The sequence below is a fragment of the Paenibacillus sp. FSL H3-0329 genome (assembly GCF_037963285.1).
Taxonomy (GTDB): domain Bacteria; phylum Bacillota; class Bacilli; order Paenibacillales; family Paenibacillaceae; genus Paenibacillus_AQ; species Paenibacillus_AQ odorifer.
Genome location: NZ_CP150150.1, coordinates 162,236 through 182,027, shown reverse-complemented (window position 1 = coordinate 182,027; position 19,792 = coordinate 162,236). Strand labels below are relative to the sequence as shown.

Sequence of the window (19,792 nt, the reverse complement as noted above, 5' to 3'; positions counted from 1 at the left end):
ATAAGTTATACCCTAGGGTTTCTGTTTATCCAATCCTGCACAAGCTGATAAATGTGATGGCTAAGCTTATCGGTATCATGTCTCAAATAAGTTCGGAATAAAACCAGTTTATCGGCTATAACCTTGTATCCATTGCCATCCAGCGCTTCTTTATCAAGCTGCACCGGGCGCGCGCCCTTCTCGGCGTACTTCGTCTGGACCTGTTCCGGAATCTCACCGTCATTAACAATAACATAATCGAATAAATCAATCCCGATATGATCATATACAGCTTGAAGATGATCGCTGACGGTATAGTTATCCGTTTCACCCGGCTGAGTCATTACGTTGCAGACGAAAATTTTGATAGCATTCGAAGATACAACCGCTTCTGCCAGTTTCGGAACAAGCAGGTTGGGAAGAATGCTCGTATACAGACTGCCAGGACCCAGCAGGATCGCATCTGCATTCCGAATCGCCTCAAGCGCTTCGGGCAACGGTTCTACATCTGGCGGCTCCAAGGACACTCGTCTGATGATCCCGCCAGCTTCAGGGATTTTGGACTCCCCTGTGATAATCGTGCCGTCCGACATTTCTGCATGCAGGATTACAGCCTCACCGGCCGCAGGCAATACCCGCCCGCGAACAGCGAATAATCGACTAAGCTCCCGAACAGCCGTAACGAAATCGCCGGATATATCCGTGAGCGCAGCAAGAATCAAGTTGCCGAGACTATGACCAGCTAGTCCCTCACCCGTGTTGAAACGGTATCTCATAATCTCTGCCATGAGCGGCTCAACATCAGCCATAGCTGTCAATACGTTGCGGATGTCCCCAGGAGGAGGCATTTGCAGTTCACTGCGTAAAATACCAGAGCTTCCCCCATCATCGGCAACGGTAACAATAGCAGTAATATCTAATGGCTTCTCTTTTAAACCACGAAGCATGACAGATAACCCCGTGCCACCGCCCATAACGACGATACGCGGACGCTGTCTTTGTTCTTCAGCCACTATGACCCCTTCTCTCTAGTGCCGATCACGCTCGGAATCCCGATGACTAACGGTTACGGATTCCGTCTCGCTAACGCCCAGCATTTTACCCAAATACTCGGATATGGCTACAGAACGGTGTTTACCTCCCGTACAGCCAATGCCAATGATAATCTGGGACTTACCTTCCTTACGATATTGCGGAATTAGAAAATGAAGCATATCGAGCAGTTTGGTCAGGAACACCTGTGTTTCAGGCCACTTCATTACATAATCGTAGACTTCACTGTCCTGGCCGGTTTTAGGCCGCAGATGGTCCACATAATGTGGGTTAGGCAAGAAGCGGACATCGAAGACAAGATCTGCATCAATAGGAATACCGTACTTAAATCCGAAGGATGTAATATTGACGGAAAGCGTACTTTTTCCTAGATGCGAAAACCGTGAAATGATCTTCTCCTTAAGCTGCACGGGCTTCATACTGCTGGTATCTAAACATAACGTAGCTGAATTTTTCAATTCTTCAAGCATCTTACGTTCTAGCTTGATACCATCAAGCGGTAGCCCTTTAGGTGCTAATGGATGATGACGTCGACTTTCCTTGTAACGCTGAACAAGTACTGAATCTGTAGCATCCAAAAACAAAATCTCACAGCCAATGGTTGACTCATCCTTGATATAGGCAAGAGACTCAGACAAAGCAGTGAAGAATTCTCGACCACGCAGGTCAATTACAAGGGCTACCTTGGCAATCTTACCCTTCGACTGTTCAATTAGCTCTGCGAACTTGGGAATCAGTACCGGTGGTAAATTATCGACACAGAAGAACCCTAGGTCTTCCAGACTCTGTACAGCAATTGTCTTCCCCGCACCTGACATTCCCGTAATAATAATCAGGGTGGCTCCAGCCGTTGGGGTATTGTCCAATTCGGTCATAAAAGCGTCCCCTCCCTAGATTTAGTATATGAATACTTCCCGTCTTTTAAGAACGCAGCAAAAGGCCGGCAGCCCCAACAATACCTGCGTCATTGCCAAGCTCAGCTGGAATAATCGAAACACCAGTTTGAAGCGGAGCCGGTGTCAATTTCGCAAACACACGACGAACCTCATCAAATAGAATATCTCCAGCCTTAGACACGCCGCCGCCAACGATAAATACTTCAGGGTTAAGCACAGCCGCAACAGAAGCCATGGATTTACCCAGATAGTACGCTGCACGATTCACTATACGGATAGCTACTTCATCGCCAGCCTTAGCCGCATCAAAAACTTCTTTCGCAGCAATCTTCTCTACCATAGAGAGGGAAGTACGATCGCCACGAGCTACTGCATCATTAGCCATGCGGATAATACCTGTAGCGGAGGAAACGGTTTCCAGACAGCCCATGTTGCCACAGCCGCATTGAATAGCTTCCAGATCCGGCACTACTGTGATATGTCCAAGCTCACCAGCTAGTCCCGCAAAACCTTGATAAATCTTTCCATTAATAATGATTCCGCCACCGACACCTGTTCCAAGCGTATAGCAGACACAGTTATCAACGCCACGTCCCGCACCACTCCAAGCTTCCCCCAGTGCAGCCACATTCGCATCATTGTCTATTTTGACAGGCTTGTTCCAACGATCTTCCAAAATGGAACGGATCGGCACATCTCTAAATCCTATGTTAGGCGCAAGGATGATGATTCCTTCACGAATATTTGTGAACCCGGCTACACCCGCTCCTACACCTGCAAGCTGATCCCAAGAGTACGGGGAATCCTCCACAATTTGGCGTACATACTTCTCGATATTATCGATAACAGTATCGACACCCTCTGCAGTTCCTGTAGGTCCCTCATAAGTATGTAGCAGGGTACCTTCAGCATTACAGATTCCAACCTTAATTGCAGTTCCACCCAAATCCACGCCAACGTAGATATTCTCAGACATGTAACAAGCCACCTTTTTTTATACTAAAATAGTTAATCCTAAGTACCAACTATAATAGAAGCCCTCTCTGTGGTCAAGGAAAGACAACACACCCGGGAATTCCTTATTTTAAGAGTATACTCTATTATATTCTAAAAAGACCCCCTTACACCTAAGTAAGAGAGTCTTGTACCTATATTATTATCTGGAAAATAACCCAACGTACCGATTTATTCTGATAAAATGCGCTTTTGTCCCTCTAGTGCTCGGATTGGAGCGATATTCTGTGTGAACTCTAGCGTGCCCATATATTGGCCTGACTCGTCTCGTACAGCGAAGTAACGGATGTAGATAAACTTATCCTTGATGTTGATCCAGAAGTCTTCAGCATCCTTACGACCTGCCTTAAAGTCTTCCAAAAGCTTCTCTACCACATGAACACTTTGCGGGGGATGACAGTTCTGTACTGTACGGCCGATAACCGCTTTAGTTCGAGCAAAGATACGTTCCTTCCCGTGTGAAAAATATCGAACGACATCATTCTCGTCAATGAAGGTTAGATCTACAGGCAGATGGTTGAGTACGGTCTCGAGCTGATGCAGTGACAACAACCCTGTCTCAAAACGGATGAACCCGCCTTGCGGCGTCGCTCCTTCTGTTTCTTCCGGCACTGCGCCTTCCGGCTCTGCAGCCCGCTCAGGGATCCACTCCTGCTCTGGTGCGGTTAGGCAGAACCCGATCTCATCGCTCTCCCGGGCGATTTTGACCCATTCATCTTCCGTCAGTTTGTCCAGGGCCATGGGCAGTAGAATATTTTCTTCCTTAAAGATCATTTCATTAACTTCCTTGATGATCTCCTCAAGCTGAACGCCTATTTCTGCTGCATTTCCGCTATAAGTGCTGAGCGCTGCTTTTGCCTCTTTAATCATACGGCGGATATTATCATCCACTCCCCACATTACCTTGGTTGGGCCATAAATGCCGTATTTTTCGAGGTATGGGAACAGCAGATTTTCTTTTCGGCTATAGTGCTTATCAAGATCCAGCAGCAAGCTAAGATCCTCCAACAACTTGAAGATCAATTCCTCACTATCGTTCTTTTGAAACTTTGTTGCGTGCAGATCCATGCGGAAGTTAACAAGTCTTTCGATCTCACGATTCTCCAATTTGAAGGTGTGTACTGGATGGCCTGGCTGCTCCTCGGGCTTAGACGAGCGGTGAATCTGCTCAATAGAGCCTTTAAAGATGGCTGTATGCACCGAACAAAGACGTTGGACCTCGGATACCGGAATTCCTTCTTCGGTCATTAATGAATGCTCCATCGCGGAAATCTCCGCTACGGTAACATCACCCACAGCTTCGGCGAACCGCGCCTTAACCTCTTCTACACTTTTGCCTGCATGCAGCTCTTTAATAATTTCCTTAAGCATAGCCTGGCGACGAGTCTGTTCCGGCACATCAACTTCACGGTTGTTAATTAGTTCGCTCATATTAACACTCCTTTATTAAATAATCTCGAAACCATGACGTTCAAAAGTTAGCTTCACGTGCTCGAGATCCATTTTCTTCAGCTTAATTCCTTTGGATAAGGTCATGAAACGGCCAGCGGTCTGCAGCATGCCAGGCTTGGCAATATCCTTAAAGCCCAGCTCTACCATAATCTCGATGACCTCCGGATGCCGTGATACCATCTCGAATATAGATTCATCCAAACTCAGCACTTTTTCCATTTGACTCTTCTCCTTTATGTGAGAACTATTCTCAATAAAAGATTAGCACAGGCCGTACAGGACCATTGTGATTGCAATCACTAATTTCCAAGAATGCAATTATCGTTCTTTTAAAGACGAATTATGTATGCTTTGAACCTAAAAAAAACTGTCCCCTACGCTTAAAAAGCATAAGAGACAGCCTGATCTGTCATTAATTAATTATTTATTATAGCGTTACTCCTGTTTTGAATATGGAGATCTCACGGAAATTATTCTTTTCATTATTAACCCATTCACCGCTGGCCACCGAAATAATATAGTTTATGAAGCTGCGCAGGACCTCATCTGGAGAACCATCTTCCACCAATACACCTGCATTAAAATCGATCCAGTGACGTTTGCCTTCATACAATGGGGTATTGGTAGATACCTTCATCGTTGGCACGAATGTACCAAATGGTGTTCCCCGCCCGGTCGTAAAGATCACCAATTGGCAGCCAGCAGCAGCCAGTGCAGAGGAAGCCACTAGATCATTGCCAGGTGCGTTAAGGAGATTTAAGCCTTTGTTAGTGATAAGCTCTCCATACTTGAGTACATCCATCACTGTAGCGTTCCCGGATTTTTGAGTACAACCCAATGATTTATCCTCAAGCGTAGTAATCCCTCCGGCTTTATTCCCTGGAGAAGGATTTTCATATACCGGCTGTTTATAGTCCATAAAATACTGCTTAAAGTCATTAATGAGATCGACAATTTTGTGGAAAATATTTTCGTCCGCAGCACGTTCCATTAGAATTTTTTCGGCACCGAACATTTCAGGTACTTCAGTCAGTACAGTGGTCCCGCCTTGAGCAGCCATATAATCAGACAGACGTCCAAGGAGCGGATTCGCAGTAATACCGGATAACCCGTCGGAGCCTCCACATTTCAGACCGATTTTCAGCTCAGAGAGTGATACCTCTTCCCTTTGATCGCCTTGGACATTATTATAGATTTCCTTCAGCAGCTTCACGCCTTCTTCAATCTCATTCCCAACCTCCTGGGAGACAAGGAAACGCACACGATCCTCATCATAACTGCCAAGCATATCTTTAAAAATATGCAAATTGTTATTCTCACAGCCCAATCCGAGCACAAGCACGCCGCCCGCATTCGGGTGTTTAACCGCGTTAGCCAGTATCGTACGTGTATTGTCATGATCATCGCCCAGCTGGGAGCAACCGTAGTTATGCTTAAGCACGAGCACGTTATCGAAAGGTGCGATATCCCCAACCTCTGCTTTGAAAATATTGATGATCTGCTCCGCCACTCCATTCACACAACCAACAGTAGGGACGATCCACAGCTCATTGCGGATACCTACAGATCCATCAAAGCGGCGATACCCCTTAAAGGTCAAATTCTCCGCTGCAAAAGGATTCGGCGTCAGCTTCTGCTCAAAGGTATATTCCTCTACCCCTGTTAGGTTTGTCTTAGTGTTATGGGTATGCACCCACTGCCCCGGCGCGATAGACGCTATAGCATGACCAATGGGGTAACCATATTTCAATACGTTTTCACCTTCGCTAATGCTGGACAGTGCAATTTTATGGCCTCTAGCGATATCTTCAGTAATTTTAATCTCTTTTGAACCAATCACAATGGTGTCGCCTGCTTTATAGTCTTTAAGTGCAACAGCGACATTATCAGCCTCATTAATCTGCAATACTTCTTTCATCGTCTTGATCATATCATTGTCACCTCCAGGGTATTAGTTGTGTGCCGGTCTCTTCACGAACGCTTTTAAGGCTTGCTTCATGCCATTTTTCTCAATCGCAATCAGCCCTTCTGTCACCTTGTCAGTAAGTCCAGCCACTTCATTCAGATCACAGCCCCAGCGATTGGTTGCGGCAAGTACTTCGACGGCCAGTGCGCGCAGCCCGGTGTCTGTGCCATCCCATCCTCCCCATAAGGAGGCGATCCATTCCAAAATATCCGCATCATCAGCCAGTTGAATGTTTTCTTCCCCTCTGCGTCCTCTATAGAAGGCAATTAATGCGCTTAATGAGAAGACGAGCTTTTCAGGCAATTGTCCTTTGGCCTCTACATATTGCAGTAAAGAAGGCAGATCTCTTGTCTTAAACTTCGATATAGAATTAAGGGAAATGCTCATCAAGTAATGCTGCACATAAGGGTTCAGGAATCTTTCTAATACCGCGTCTGCAAAAGAATTCAATTCTTCTGCCGGCAGATCCAGCGTTGGAATAATTTCATCATAGATTAAAGACTTCACGTACGCCCCAACCTCTTCGTGCTCAATGGCCTCAGCAACCGTATCAATACCGTACAAATACGCTACTGGTGTCATAGCTGTATGAGCTCCGTTTAAAATCCTCACTTTTCGAGTGCGATAAGGGGCCATATCATCCACCACCAGCACATTAAGACCTGCTAGTTCAGCCGGGAACTCCTCTTTAATCCACTGCGGTCCTTCAATCACCCAAAGATGGAATTGCTCGCCGACAACGACCAGCTTATCCTCATAACCCAACTCTTCTGTAATCTCGGCAATGCTGTCTCTTGGATAACCGGGAACAATGCGGTCCACCAGACTGCAGCAGAAGGTATTAGCTTCATTCAACCAGTTCACAAAACCTTCTCCAAGATTCCACAGCTCAGCATATTTCAAAATAACCTTCTTGAGCTCATCGCCATTCCGGTCAATCAGCTCGCATGGAATGATGATAAAACCTTTAGAAGCATCCCCATTAAAAATTTGATAACGTTTGTACAATAAGGCCGTCAGCTTGCCCGGGAAACTACTCTGCGGCGTATCGGTTAACTTGTCACCGGCTTCAAAAGCAATTCCCGCTTCAGTAGTATTAGACACGATAAAGCGCAGCTCAGGGTTCTCAGCCAGCTTCATATACTCCTCATGCTGTGAATAGGGATTAAGCGTCCGCGTAATACAATTAATTACCTCGTGTTCTTTTACAGCCGCTCCGTCTTTAATGCCTTGCAGATAAAGGGTATACAGCCCATCCTGATCATTTAGCATTTCCGCCAGTCCGTTAGCCAACGGCTGTACAACAACCACTCCACCATTGAAATCCGTTTTTTGATTCATAGTATGAATCTGCCAATCTACAAAGGCGCGCATGAAATTGCCTTCGCCAAATTGTAGAACCTTCTCAGGATACTGCTTGTAAGCTGTCCAATTATCACTATTTAATCTTTTCATATTAACGCCTCCTAATAGTGAATGCACACGATAAACTAATTAAAGGAACTATATAAAATCATATTTATATTGATAATTAATTAAATATATGCACACGTGAAAATTTTAGATAGCAACCCTTCACGATAGTAAAGGATTAGGCTGCTATGCGCAGCCTCTACTTCTGCAACTTCCTGACTGATTCTCTGGCAATAAGCTCTGTCTCGATCGAGATCCGCCCGTCTTTTTCTGAGGGCTCCTTGACCAAGCTTAACAGCTGGCGAGCGCCTTGCTCACTAATCTTCTCAATAGGACGTTTGACCGTGGTGAGTGAAGGATTGGCAAAAAGTGAAAACCCAATGTCGTCAAAACCAACAACAGAGATATCACTTGGCACCTGCAGCCCTCGCTCAAACACACCTTTCATAGCCCCAATTGCCATATCATCATTGGAGCAAAATACAGCAGTTGGTGGTTTCTCGAGATCCAGTAGCTTGCCCATCGCCTCATATCCACTTTGCATATCATAATTACCACTTATCATGTAGTCATTACGAACAGGGATATTATGGTCAATCAAAGCTTTTATAAAGCCATCTCTGCGTTCCTGTGTGGATTTAAAGCCCTCGACACCTTCAATAATTGCAATGTCTTGATGCCCGTTTTCGATCAGGTATTTGCCTGCATTATAAGCACCTTCCCGGTCGTTCGAGATGATGTTGATAATGGAGCGGTCATCAATTTCCCGGTTCAGCACAACGATTGGAATGCCTTGCTGGACAACATGGTAAATGAATTTATTATCTGCTTCACTCTGGCTCATTAGAATAATTCCATCAAAACGTTTGCGATGAATAGAGGAATATTCCGCATAATCGTCGATCCCACGGATGAACAGATTGTACTCTACATCTATGACACTATTTACACCACGAATCGTGTCAGAGAAGAAACCCGAAGTTGTGCCGTTGGCAATACTCGTGAAGAACAGACCAATGGTATAGGATCGCTGCATCACAAGGCTTTTGGCATTGTAATTAGGGACGTAGCCCACTTGCGCAGCGATCTCGGCAATTTTTTTACGTGTGACCTCTTTAATTAGTGGACTATTGTTAAGTGCTCTCGATACAGTTGTATGCGATACATTCGCCAATTTGGCGATATCCTTGATTGTAGGTGCCATGGGTCAACCTTCCTTATCAAACGGGTTTGGCTCTTCCATGTAAGGATATCATAACGATTACCTAGTCACCAATGCCTGTTTCGAGAAATTAAAGTAATGATCAGCGTTATTGTAACAGATGTTCTCAATCATACTGCCCAGTAACTCCATATCACCCGGGGCTTCTCCAGCCTCTACCCAAGAGCCTACCAGATCACACAGGATTCTTCTAAAGTACTCATGTCTGGTATACGATAAAAAGCTTCTGGAGTCTGTTAGCATCCCAACAAATTGGCTAAGTACGCCTAGATTAGCAAGTGTCTTCATCTGTTCCAGCATGCCGTCTTTATTATCGTTGTACCACCATGCGGTTCCGAATTGAATCTTCCCTGGAATACCGCCGCCCTGGAAGCTGCCCATTAAACTGGCAATAACATGATTATCATTAGGGTTCAGTGAGTACAAAATGGTCTTAGGCAATGCATTCTCACGATCCAGCGCATCGAGCAGACCCGCCAAAGGCTTAGCAATCACGCCGTCATTGATGGAATCATAACCCGTGTCAGGTCCGAGACGTCCGAACATTACGCTGTTGTTATTCCGTAGCGCATGAATATGGAATTGCATCGCCCAACCCAGCTCGTTATACAATTTGCCGAGGAATACTAGCGTGAATCCTTTATATTTCTTTTCTTCACTCTCACTTACAGTGCCTTCATGAAGTGCTTTAGCAAATATAGCTGTAGCTTCCTCCAAGGTAGTAGGCTCAAACATTACCGCATCCAAAGCATGGTCAGATACACGGCCGCTTCTGGCATGGAAGAATCTAACTCTGCTCTCCAATGCTGCAAGAAACTGTCCGTAATTCTCAACAGTCATTCCCGAAACTTCGCTTAGCTGGGCTACCCACGGCTGGAAGGTAGGACGGTTGATTTCAAGCGCTTTATCTGGCCGGAATCCCGGCACAACGCTAGCATTGAACCCACTCACATTACTGATTTTCTCATGATATTCCAGATTATCTACAGGATCATCGGTAGTACAAACCGTAGTCACCTTCGATTTAATGATCAAATCTCTTGCTCCGAATCCTTCACTTTGTAGCTGTCTATTCACTTCATCCCAAATTTTTGGTGCGTTAGCTTCATTCAGCAACTCATATACACCGAAGAAACGTTGCAGCTCCAGATGCGTCCAATGGTATAGCGGATTCCCGATAATCATCGGAACCGTTCTAGCCCAGGCCATAAATTTATCATAATCACTGGCATCGCCAGTAATGAATTTCTCTTCTATACCGTTAGCGCGCATCACTCTCCATTTATAATGGTCGCCATACAGCCAAGCTTCGGTAATATTGTTGAACGTTTTGTTCTCATAAATTTCTTTTGGACTGAGGTGGCAATGATAATCGATAATGGGCATGTCTTTTGCATGATTATGAAACAGCTTAATTGCGGTCTCGCTCGACAATAGAAAGTTCTCATCCATGAATTTTTTACTCATGAGGTTTGCTGCTCTCCTTTAAGTTCGAATGGGAGTTACACAAAGTTTAACGTGAACATTAATTCAATCAGTTGATTTCCTAATAAATATTTTAAACTTTATATTATTGCTTGTAATAGGTATTAATATAAATTGTTCACGTTAACATTATATCTTCATTTTAAACGTATTTTTAAAATGCGCAAGTCTTTTTATAAGGACATTGTTACAGTTATTTTAACTTCCGAGCGGTAATAAATAAACAACATATTTAATTTCCGGACACGGCCCCACCATTATAAAAAAAGCAGGCAACCTTTTAGAAAAAGGATAACCTGCTTATATGTCATCGGACTACGATTTCTCGCAAAATTAACTATCCAGTGTTTCGCTCCAGTCATGCACCATCGTGCCCTCTAGGTACTTCTCGGCATCCATTGCTGCCATACAGCCAGATCCGGCCGCAGAAATTGCCTGACGATAACGGGTATCCTGCACGTCGCCACAAGCGAATACGCCCGGGATGTTCGTTTCTGTCGTTCCAGGGTTGACCACAATGTAGCCGTTGGTATCGGTCGTAATTTGTCCCCCTAAAAATCCGGTGTTCGGCGTGTGCCCGATCGCGACAAACACTCCGTCCGCTTCGATGAGTTCATCAATTCCCGTCTCATTGTTGCGAACCGTCAGCCCTTTAACGCCAGACTCGTCGGTTGTAACCTCAAGCGGTGTACGGTTAAGAGCCCACGATACCTTACTGTTATCCCGTGCGCGAGCCTGCATAATCTTCGAAGCTCTAAGCTCATCACGACGGTGAACCAATGTTACATTGGAAGCGAATCGGGTTAAAAAGCTGGCTTCCTCCATCGCTGAATCTCCACCACCGACGACAATAATCTTTTTGCCACGGAAGAAGAATCCGTCACAAGTAGCACAAGTGCTGACCCCACGGCCCACATTCTCCTGCTCCCCGGGGATTCCTAAATATCTGGCAGATGCGCCGGTTGAGATGATCACTGACTCCGCCTCTAATACTCCCAATCCATCTACAGTCACTTTAAATGGATGCTGTGAAAAATCAACTGAATCCACCCAGCCATTCTTAAATTCAGCCCCAAAACGTTCAGCCTGCTTGCGCATGTTGTCCATTAAATCCGGGCCTAGAATTCCTTCAGGAAAGCCTGGGAAGTTCTCGACTTCTGTTGTCGTTGTCAGTTGTCCACCTGGTTGCATACCTTCAATCACAAGTGGGTTTAGGTTGGCACGTGCCAAATAAATTGCAGCAGTAAGCCCGGCTGGGCCTGTTCCGATTACAATCGTTTTGTACATAACAGTGGCCTCCTCACAATAGGGTTTATTTAGAAGAAACGGGCCCTTTTTTGGCAAGCATAGACGCCTTCGGTGTCCCTAGAAGGACATTAACGTTTACGCAAGACATATAAAAAGGGCTCCGTTTCTACGAAATACTACATGATCGTTTTAGATATTCTCGGTAAATGGCGGAAGACTGTCGCTCACACTTCCCTCGAAACTACATTCCTCATCTATGCGCCGAGCATAACGACTGACCATAGATACAGAAACATTGTAACGCTGAGCTACTTCACGGTAGGTGACCGGCAGGTTATGCGTTTTAGCAATTAGATATTCTAAGGCAGCACACCAGCCATTCGCATGACGGATAAACGGAATATCCGGATAAAGGCTGCTCAGAAATTGCTTCCAAAGTAATTCAGCATTTTTTTTATGGATTGCATCATATCTTCGATCCATCATACTAAGGGTCTGATCGATAACTTTCTGCCAATCCTCTCTCCATTCCGGCAGTCCCTTCAGACGCGGGGAAGAGGTTTCTTTGACTTCCTGAAGCACATTCTCTTCAGGAACACTTCCAATCAGCCGCTGCAGACTAAGAAGTGCCGCTTCTTGCAGCTTTTCTTCCTGCAAGGGCTGCTGCTTCAGAAGTCCTTGCAGAATTTCGGACATCTCTTCATCTTCAATCCACCGCAGAGCTTCTGTAACCTGAAGCTTCGTATTGGCATCCCCGTAGCGGAGCGCCCAGAAGAAGGAAGAGCGAAGCAGCGGATTGTTCCGTACCTCTTCGGTAAAGCTGCCCTTGTTGTCCTTCCACAGCTTCAGCTGCTCCTGAAAAGGAAGCTGATAGTTGTAGCTGACCAGCGACAGCGTTTTGCCTTCCCCCTGCGCCTGCTGCAGCTGAGCTAGAAAAAATCTCGGCACAGCCGATTCCGGATCGAGCTTAGCCGCCTTCTGCCAGCAGCGCTGGGCTTCTGTATACAGGCCACTATTGCTGGCAGCAGCCGCACAATAATGATAGAGACTGGCGTCGCCACCGACCTCTTCATCCTTCAACAGACGTCTAAAATGGCCATAGGCGGTTCTATGGCGTCCCAGAATCCCCATGGTGGTGGCCATTTTGAACAGATGCTCCTGATGAAACGGAATAGTGGTCTCCAGAAGGCGTAACAATCCATCCAGTTGCCCGCGGTCGCCTTCATACTGAAGGAAGATCGCTAAGTTACAGAGTGCATGCAGATTCCCGGAGTCCTGCTCCAGCACCCGCATAATACATTCCTTAGCTTTGGTAAAACGACCCATGTAAAAATACGCTAGGGCTAGGTTGTTATGTGCCGCCAGGAAGTCAGGCGTATTGCTCACAATCTCTTCAAGCAAAGTGACGGCTTGTGTAAACTTGCCCTCCTCCAACAGTGCTCGGGCTCGCTCATGCTCTATTACACCTTCCCGGCTTCTAATCCGGATAAGTGGAGCAGGACGGTCCAGCTCATATTGCAGCAGCTCCATCAATTCTTCCGATTCGGCCAGAAATTCACCGTTCACATCTTCTTCGAGATAAGTGACGAGTGAGCGTTCTGCCTCCTCATAGCTTTCCATATTGGCGAAGTTGTTAGCCATATAGAAATAACATTCCGTCATTGCCGGATCAATATTCTCCAGTACATGGGTTAAAATGTCATTGGACGCTTCATAATTACCCATTTCTGATAATACGCCAGCCACGTTGCAATGATTGACCGGATTCTCCGGCTCGTACTCTACAGCTTTGCGAAAATTCTTTAATGCCTTATCATATTGAAAGCGATCCAAGGACCGAACGGCTCTTTCAAAGAAAAAATTGGCATTCAGAGTTACAGGAATCACATTATCATTCCCCAGTTCATACTCTGAAGTTCTCTCAATCATGGAAGCAAGGCACCTCCCTTATAAGAAGCTTCCTTATACTAACGAAAAATAGGAGGGCGGCGCCCTATGGGGTATGCCGGAGCTCCATCCTTAATCGCTATTCCGTTCCCTTATTGGGCGCGGGTATCTCCACACAGTATACCACATGTGACAGCGAGAATCTCAAGTTGAGAAAGACTCTACCACTCTGCTTACAACATCTTTTTTGACAAAAAATAAAAAAGACGGGGAATTAAATTCCCGCGTCTCTAAATAGCTTATCGATTGAACCACCCTCAAGGATGATGTGCGTAGCCTGGGCAAGCATCGGTGCAACAGATAATACCGTAAACCGACTTGAATGGTCATCAGGCAGTGCAATAGAATCTGTCGTAACCACTTCCTGAATAGAAGGATGGTCAAGCCGCTGTAGCGCGGGCCCTGAGAATAATCCGTGCGTCGCGCAGACAATACTGTCCTTCGCACCTCTCTCCTTCAGACCTTCCACCACATTCACAATGGTCGTCCCAGTATCGATCAGATCCTCAATAATGATTGGTGTCCGTCCCTCGACATCACCAATCACATGAGTGATTACCGATTCATTATGGGCTGGACGCTTCTTGATCATAATGGCAAAAGGTGAATCCAGCTTATTCGCCAGCTTCTCAGCCATAGACGCACGCCCTGCATCCGGGGAAACAATGACCAGATCAGACATTGCCTTGGCTTTCAAATGGCTGCTGATCAAATCGAGTGCAGTCAGATGATCGACCGGAATGTTGAAAAAGCCTTGAATCGCCGCTGCGTGCAAATCGATGGTGATTACGCGGGTTGCTCCAGCGGTCGTCAGCACATCAGCCACCATCTTAGCCGAAATCGGCTCACGAGGTGCGGACTTCCGCTCCTGCCGAGCATATCCATAATACGGCACAATAATGTTCACTGTACGAGCTGAAGCCCGTTTGGCAGCATCTATCATCACCAGCAGCTCCACGAACATCTCATTAATGGGATGCGAAAGGGATTGCACCAAAAATACGTCGCAGTTCCGGATGCTTTCTTCGTAATGCACGTAAATCTCGCCGCTCATGAAGCGGGTCAGCTTTATCTGCCCCAATTCAACACCAAGTCGCTCCGCAATATCAGCCGCTAACTTTGGATTCGACGAACCGGAAAAAATACGTAATTGTTGATGATGCATAATACCCTCCTGCGGATTATAAATTATTATAGTTTGAACTGAACAGTGGTACGGCGGCGTCCCTCAAATACAGCCAGCTCACGAAAACCAGTGTGCCAAAGCATGCTACGCGCCTCTTGCAGCCCGTCCCCCAGCTTGGCAGGATCATGTGCATCGGAGCCTAATGTCAGCGGTATGCCGAGCCTTAGGGCCTCCTGTAGCAGATGCTCTGCCGGGAACATCTCAGCGCAAGGCTTCGTAAGTCCGGAAGCATTCAGCTCCATGGCGATTCCACTATCCGCTATAACCTTTAAGGTCTCTAGCTCCAGCGCCTTCACCTCAGCCTTGCCCTCCGGTGTTTGTGGACCATAACCGAACCGTTTAATAACATCCATATGTCCTATAATATCATATAATCCCGATAACGCCGACTTCTTTACCGCATCGTAATAAAGACGATACACCTCTAGCGCATCTCTGCCTTCCCAACCATGAACCTGGCGGTGATCCGTAATATCCCACTCCCCAAGAAAATGCACAGAACCTATAAGATAATCCCATGGATACGGCGACAAAATCTCGCGGATTTGCTCTTCGTATCCTTCGATATAATCGGCTTCCAGCCCCACCCGCAGGTCTATGACTCCACGGTAACGCTCCTTTAGGGTCAGACATTCCTCCACATAACGAGGCAGCTCAGCCATTGGCATAGCCATTTCAGGATAATAGCTGGCGGGATCTACGTGGATGAGCGGCAAGTGGTCGGACAACCCCAGCTGCTGAAGTCCAAGCTCTATCCCGCGCTGCACATACTCCTCAAGCTTACCCACGGCATGGCCACAGCGTTCATGATGCGTGTGGTAATCAATATGCATCACTCAGTCCCCCTTAGTACTGATCCCGGCGTGGGCGTTCGTGACGGGTACTCAACTCTTCCATAATCTCATCCAGTGGAAGCTTACGTTCTTGCAGCAATACCAACAGATGATAGATCAGATCACTGACCTCAAGACGCAGCTCGGCGTTATCTTTATTTTTGGCGGCAATAATGGTCTCGGAAGCTTCCTCGCCTACCTTTTTGAGGATCTTATCCACGCCTTTATCAAACAAATAAGTGGTATACGCGCCTTCCGGGCGTTCCACTTCCCGCTCAGCAATCACACGCTCCAGCTCACCAAGAACAGCAAAACGCTCACCATCTGTCAAACTAGACACTGGTTTCGAAGCATCTGTTGTTGGGTTATTCAAAGGAATCTCACGGAAAAAGCATGACGTAGCTCCAGTATGGCAAGCTGGTCCTTCAGGCACAACCTTCACGAGTAGTGTGTCGCTATCACAATCATAGGATATGGAGGTAATAGCTTGTGTGTTGCCTGAGGTTCCGCCTTTATGCCAAAGTTCGCTGCGTGAGCGGCTCCAAAACCAAGTCTGACCACTCTCCAGTGATAGCTGTAACGATTCGGAGTTCATATAAGCAACCATCAGTACCTCTAAACTGCTAGCATCCTGAACAACCGTAGGCACCAGACCGGCTTCATTCCAGCGAATGCCTGCCAGAGCTTCTTTTTGGCTTATTGTTGTATTCTTTTGTGTTTCGCTCATCGGATTTCTACCCCTTTTTGCTTCAAATCTGCCTTTAAATCATTAATTGCAATCTCTTTATAGTGAAAAATGGTCGCCGCAAGTCCCGCATCGGCTTTCCCTTCCGTAAATACATCGTAAAAATGCTCCTTCTTCCCAGCGCCGCCAGAAGCAATCACAGGAATACTGAGCAAATCGCATACTGCCGAGGTTAGCTTCAGATCGAAGCCGTCTTTTGTGCCATCTGCATCCATACTAGTGAGCAAAATCTCGCCTGCGCCCAGCTTTTCAGCTTCTTTAGCCCAAGCCAGAGCACGGATGCCGGTGGGCTTACGCCCGCCATGAGTGTACACTTCCCATTCACCAAAAGCCTCATTATATTTAGCATCTATCGCTACTACAATACACTGGGAGCCAAATCGGCGAGCACCCTCCAAAATTAACTGAGGATTAGTGATGGCTGCCGTATTAATGCCGATTTTGTCTGCGCCTGCACGAAGAATCCTTTTCATATCATCAGTTGTAGAGATCCCTCCACCCACTGTAAAAGGAATGGCAATCTCACCGGCGGTCTGCCGCACAACCTCGATCATCGTTGCTCTACCTTCTACGGAAGCCGATATATCTAGAAACACAAGCTCGTCTGCGCCCTCGCGGTCATACAGTGCCGCTAGCTCTACCGGATCTCCAGCATCACGCAGATTCACAAAGTTAACGCCTTTGACTACCCGTCCATCCTTAACGTCAAGACAAGGGATGATACGTTTTGCTAACATTATGAAATCCCCCTTTCTTTAAAAAGCGTTTCAAACGCCTAAAGTGTGTCGGTCCCCCTAAAGCTCTCTTAGCCCAGGGGGAGCCCAAGGGCCGCTGCCCTTTGGAAACCTTGATTGTTGGCATGGCGGATCATAGCCCACCCGGCTGAATCATAGCCCACACTACTGAACATGTGCTATGATCGCTAACCCCTTCGGGGCCGCTTCCTAGATCCATAACACCTTCATGTTCCGCGGTTTTGGCCCTTATGTGGTCGGAAGGGCTCGCGCCACCTGCAAGCCCACGAGTATTTAGTCGCACAACGTGCAGTTATTTTATCAGCCTTTTTGCAAGCCACTCTTTTAACTGCATTTCGTACAACTAAATCTGAGGATGAGCTTATAAATCAACTCATCTCTGAGTTATAGCTGCACGAAATACAACTAAATTAGCTAATCAGCTCTAAATGTGAAAAATAGCTGTATAAAGTACACTTAAATCATCATCCGAGGAAAAATACCCTTCCCGCCGCCTAATTACGCCTATTGTAGCAGATTGTGCAGCGGGTTTTAGCCGATAACCAGCTTAGTTCAACATTCTATTGCACTCAGTGCAATAGAATCGAACTCATACCCTCTAGTTGAGCAGTGTGTTGCATTTCGTGCAATAGTTTCCTGTAGAATCCACGAAAAGGAGATTTTTAACCAGTTTTGATTGTACAAAGTGAAACACATTAGCTAGTTGGGTTTGTTGCTTTATTGGTCAGCTGGTTTGTTTTAGCTCTTTTGTTGCTTTGTTGTTTAGCCCTTTTGCTGGTTTACTAGTTTGTTCGTTTAACTTTTGCTAGTTTGCTTCTCTGGGCGTTCATTTAATTATTATTAGTTACTCATTTACTGTTACGTCTATTTCTTTTATCCACTGCTCATTGGATTGCTCAACTGTTGTCTTTTTGTTCATTCGCTCGTTTATCGATCAGTTTTTGTGATTTAGTGATTTGTGTTCACTACGTTACTGTTAAGTCTATTTCTTTAACCCACTGTTGGTTCTGTCTGTTTCATTGATCCACTATTCCATGGCTAGCTCATGTCGTCTTTTTGTTCATCCGCTCATCAATTAGCGCGTTCGCCCAACGCTACTTCTGCCCAAGCGCTCGCAAAGCTTCAGAAAGATCAATATTGCCCGTGTATAACGCCTTGCCAACAATAGCTCCACCTACACCACTGCCGCTGTGCACGTTCAGACGCAACAGATCATCAAGACTGGTGACTCCGCCGGAGGCGATCACTGTTTTACCGCTGGCTTGCGCCATGGACAGGATACCGTCCACGTTCGGCCCCTGCATCATCCCGTCACGGGAGATGTCGGTGTAAATGAACGTCTCGGCTCCTTTTGCCGCCAATTCTTTGGCAAGAGCTTCAGCACGAACTTCGGAAGTGTTCAGCCAGCCGTGTGTAGCAACATAACCGTTGCGCGCATCAATGCCAATCGCTACTTTATCGCCGTATTTTGCCAATACCTCTTCGGTAAAAGCATGATCGTTAATCGCAGCAGTACCGATAATGACGCGGCTAACGCCAAGTCCGAGCAATTTCTCTACGTCCGCAAGATTGCGAAGACCGCCGCCCACCTGCACAGGAACGTTAGCATTAGCAGCAATAGCACCGATGATCGCATCGTTCACAGGATGACCTGCTTTCGCACCATCTAAGTCCACCAAATGAATGAACTTTCCACCTTGCTCTTCCCATGATTTTGCCACCTTTAGTGGACTATCATTGTATATCGTTTCCTGATTGTAATCCCCCTGCTGCAGCCTGACGCACTTTCCATCCCGGATATCAATCGCCGGATATACAATAAAAGAAGACATTTGGCGCTCCCCACTTTCGTTACATTATATTTATAGCGTGGCTTACGCCCGCTCTCTCTTAATCTTCAAGTATAAACGCCTTCGTCGTCCTTATAAGGACGGTAAGCGTTTAAGCGAGAAATATAAGGATAAAGTGTATTGTGAAACTTATACTTTCTTATATTTCAAAAAATTACCCAACAGCTTGATTCCCAGCTCTCCGCTTTTTTCCGGATGGAACTGCATACCGAACACATTATCTTGCCCGACAATAGCCGTGACTGGGTAACCGTAATCTGTGACAGCCAGCAGATCACTCTCTTTTGCTACAAGCGCGTGATAAGAGTGGACAAAATACACATGCCCCTCCTCAAGGCCAACAAAAAGCGGATTCTCCGGCTGTCTAAAGCTGAGCTTGTTCCACCCCATATGCGGCACCTTATAGCCATCTCTAGGAGTGAACCGCACCACTGAACCCGAGAGAATATCTAGCCCCTCATGGCTGCCATGCTCTTCACCGGTGCTAAACAACAGCTGCATGCCAAGACAGATCCCAAGCAGAGGCTGCTCTCCAGCGGCTACCTGTTTGACGACAAGATCCAAACCATTCTCCCGCAAATGCCCCATCGCATCGCCAAATGCACCGACACCTGGCAGAATGACACTATCAGCAGCGAGAATTTGCTCGGCATCACCCGTCACTACACACTCATAACCGAGACGTTCTACCGCCTTGCTCACACTGTGCAGGTTGCCCATGCCATAATCGACGATTGCAACAGTCATC

Annotated in this window: 17 protein-coding genes; all 17 read right to left on the bottom strand. The window is 46.4% G+C overall.

Annotation, left to right across the window (positions count from 1 at the left end):
- Window positions 1–5: 5 nt before the first annotated feature.
- Window positions 6–953, bottom strand: a complete 948-nt coding sequence (locus tag NSQ66_RS00880) for a YvcK family protein (protein ID WP_169744815.1) — start codon at window positions 951–953, stop codon at window positions 6–8.
- 54 nt (window positions 954–1,007) lie between these two features.
- A complete protein-coding gene (gene rapZ / locus NSQ66_RS00875; RefSeq protein ID WP_036687099.1) occupies window positions 1,008–1,907 on the bottom strand; it encodes an RNase adapter RapZ in 900 nt (299 codons plus the stop codon).
- Window positions 1,908–1,953: 46 nt separating this feature from the next.
- Complete coding sequence (locus tag NSQ66_RS00870; protein ID WP_036687097.1) at window positions 1,954–2,904, bottom strand: ROK family glucokinase; 951 nt, start codon at window positions 2,902–2,904, stop codon at window positions 1,954–1,956.
- Between the two features lie 209 nt (window positions 2,905–3,113).
- Window positions 3,114–4,373, bottom strand: coding sequence for a DUF438 domain-containing protein (locus NSQ66_RS00865; RefSeq protein WP_076105203.1), 1,260 nt, complete (start codon window positions 4,371–4,373; stop codon window positions 3,114–3,116).
- 15 nt (window positions 4,374–4,388) lie between these two features.
- Entirely contained in the window at window positions 4,389–4,613 is a 225-nt protein-coding gene (locus NSQ66_RS00860; RefSeq protein ID WP_036687092.1) for a DUF1858 domain-containing protein, read from the bottom strand.
- A gap of 208 nt (window positions 4,614–4,821) precedes the next feature.
- A complete protein-coding gene (locus tag NSQ66_RS00855; RefSeq protein ID WP_036687136.1) occupies window positions 4,822–6,312 on the bottom strand; it encodes an altronate dehydratase family protein in 1,491 nt (496 codons plus the stop codon).
- A gap of 33 nt (window positions 6,313–6,345) precedes the next feature.
- Window positions 6,346–7,815, bottom strand: a complete 1,470-nt coding sequence (locus NSQ66_RS00850; protein WP_076141446.1) for a tagaturonate reductase — start codon at window positions 7,813–7,815, stop codon at window positions 6,346–6,348.
- 157 nt (window positions 7,816–7,972) lie between these two features.
- Window positions 7,973–8,977 carry a LacI family DNA-binding transcriptional regulator gene (locus NSQ66_RS00845; RefSeq protein ID WP_076141447.1) on the bottom strand — a complete coding sequence of 335 codons (1,005 nt, stop codon included), beginning with the start codon at window positions 8,975–8,977 and terminating at the stop codon, window positions 7,973–7,975.
- A 57-nt stretch (window positions 8,978–9,034) separates the two neighbouring features.
- A complete protein-coding gene (gene uxaC / locus NSQ66_RS00840; RefSeq protein WP_076141448.1) occupies window positions 9,035–10,462 on the bottom strand; it encodes a glucuronate isomerase in 1,428 nt (475 codons plus the stop codon).
- A 351-nt stretch (window positions 10,463–10,813) separates the two neighbouring features.
- Window positions 10,814–11,767, bottom strand: coding sequence for a thioredoxin-disulfide reductase (trxB, locus tag NSQ66_RS00835; protein ID WP_076141449.1), 954 nt, complete (start codon window positions 11,765–11,767; stop codon window positions 10,814–10,816).
- Window positions 11,768–11,917: 150 nt separating this feature from the next.
- Window positions 11,918–13,657 (bottom strand): tetratricopeptide repeat protein, encoded by a 1,740-nt coding sequence (locus NSQ66_RS00830; RefSeq protein ID WP_076101065.1) that lies wholly within the window; start codon window positions 13,655–13,657, stop codon window positions 11,918–11,920.
- A 232-nt stretch (window positions 13,658–13,889) separates the two neighbouring features.
- A complete protein-coding gene (locus NSQ66_RS00825) occupies window positions 13,890–14,840 on the bottom strand; it encodes a ribose-phosphate pyrophosphokinase (RefSeq protein WP_036687083.1) in 951 nt (316 codons plus the stop codon).
- Between the two features lie 26 nt (window positions 14,841–14,866).
- Complete coding sequence (gene hisJ, locus NSQ66_RS00820; protein ID WP_076101063.1) at window positions 14,867–15,694, bottom strand: histidinol-phosphatase HisJ; 828 nt, start codon at window positions 15,692–15,694, stop codon at window positions 14,867–14,869.
- A gap of 13 nt (window positions 15,695–15,707) precedes the next feature.
- Window positions 15,708–16,421: a bifunctional phosphoribosyl-AMP cyclohydrolase/phosphoribosyl-ATP diphosphatase HisIE gene (hisIE, locus tag NSQ66_RS00815; protein ID WP_036687080.1), complete on the bottom strand. Its 714-nt coding sequence runs from the start codon at window positions 16,419–16,421 to the stop codon at window positions 15,708–15,710.
- Window positions 16,418–17,176 (bottom strand): imidazole glycerol phosphate synthase subunit HisF, encoded by a 759-nt coding sequence (gene hisF, locus NSQ66_RS00810; protein WP_076101059.1) that lies wholly within the window; start codon window positions 17,174–17,176, stop codon window positions 16,418–16,420. Before hisF ends, hisIE begins: the two co-directional genes overlap by 4 nt.
- 1,112 nt (window positions 17,177–18,288) lie before the next feature.
- A complete protein-coding gene (gene hisA / locus NSQ66_RS00805) occupies window positions 18,289–19,026 on the bottom strand; it encodes a 1-(5-phosphoribosyl)-5-[(5-phosphoribosylamino)methylideneamino]imidazole-4-carboxamide isomerase (RefSeq protein ID WP_036687075.1) in 738 nt (245 codons plus the stop codon).
- Between the two features lie 147 nt (window positions 19,027–19,173).
- Window positions 19,174–19,791 carry an imidazole glycerol phosphate synthase subunit HisH gene (gene hisH / locus NSQ66_RS00800; RefSeq protein ID WP_036687074.1) on the bottom strand — a complete coding sequence of 206 codons (618 nt, stop codon included), beginning with the start codon at window positions 19,789–19,791 and terminating at the stop codon, window positions 19,174–19,176.
- Between the last annotated feature and the right edge of the window lies 1 nt (window position 19,792).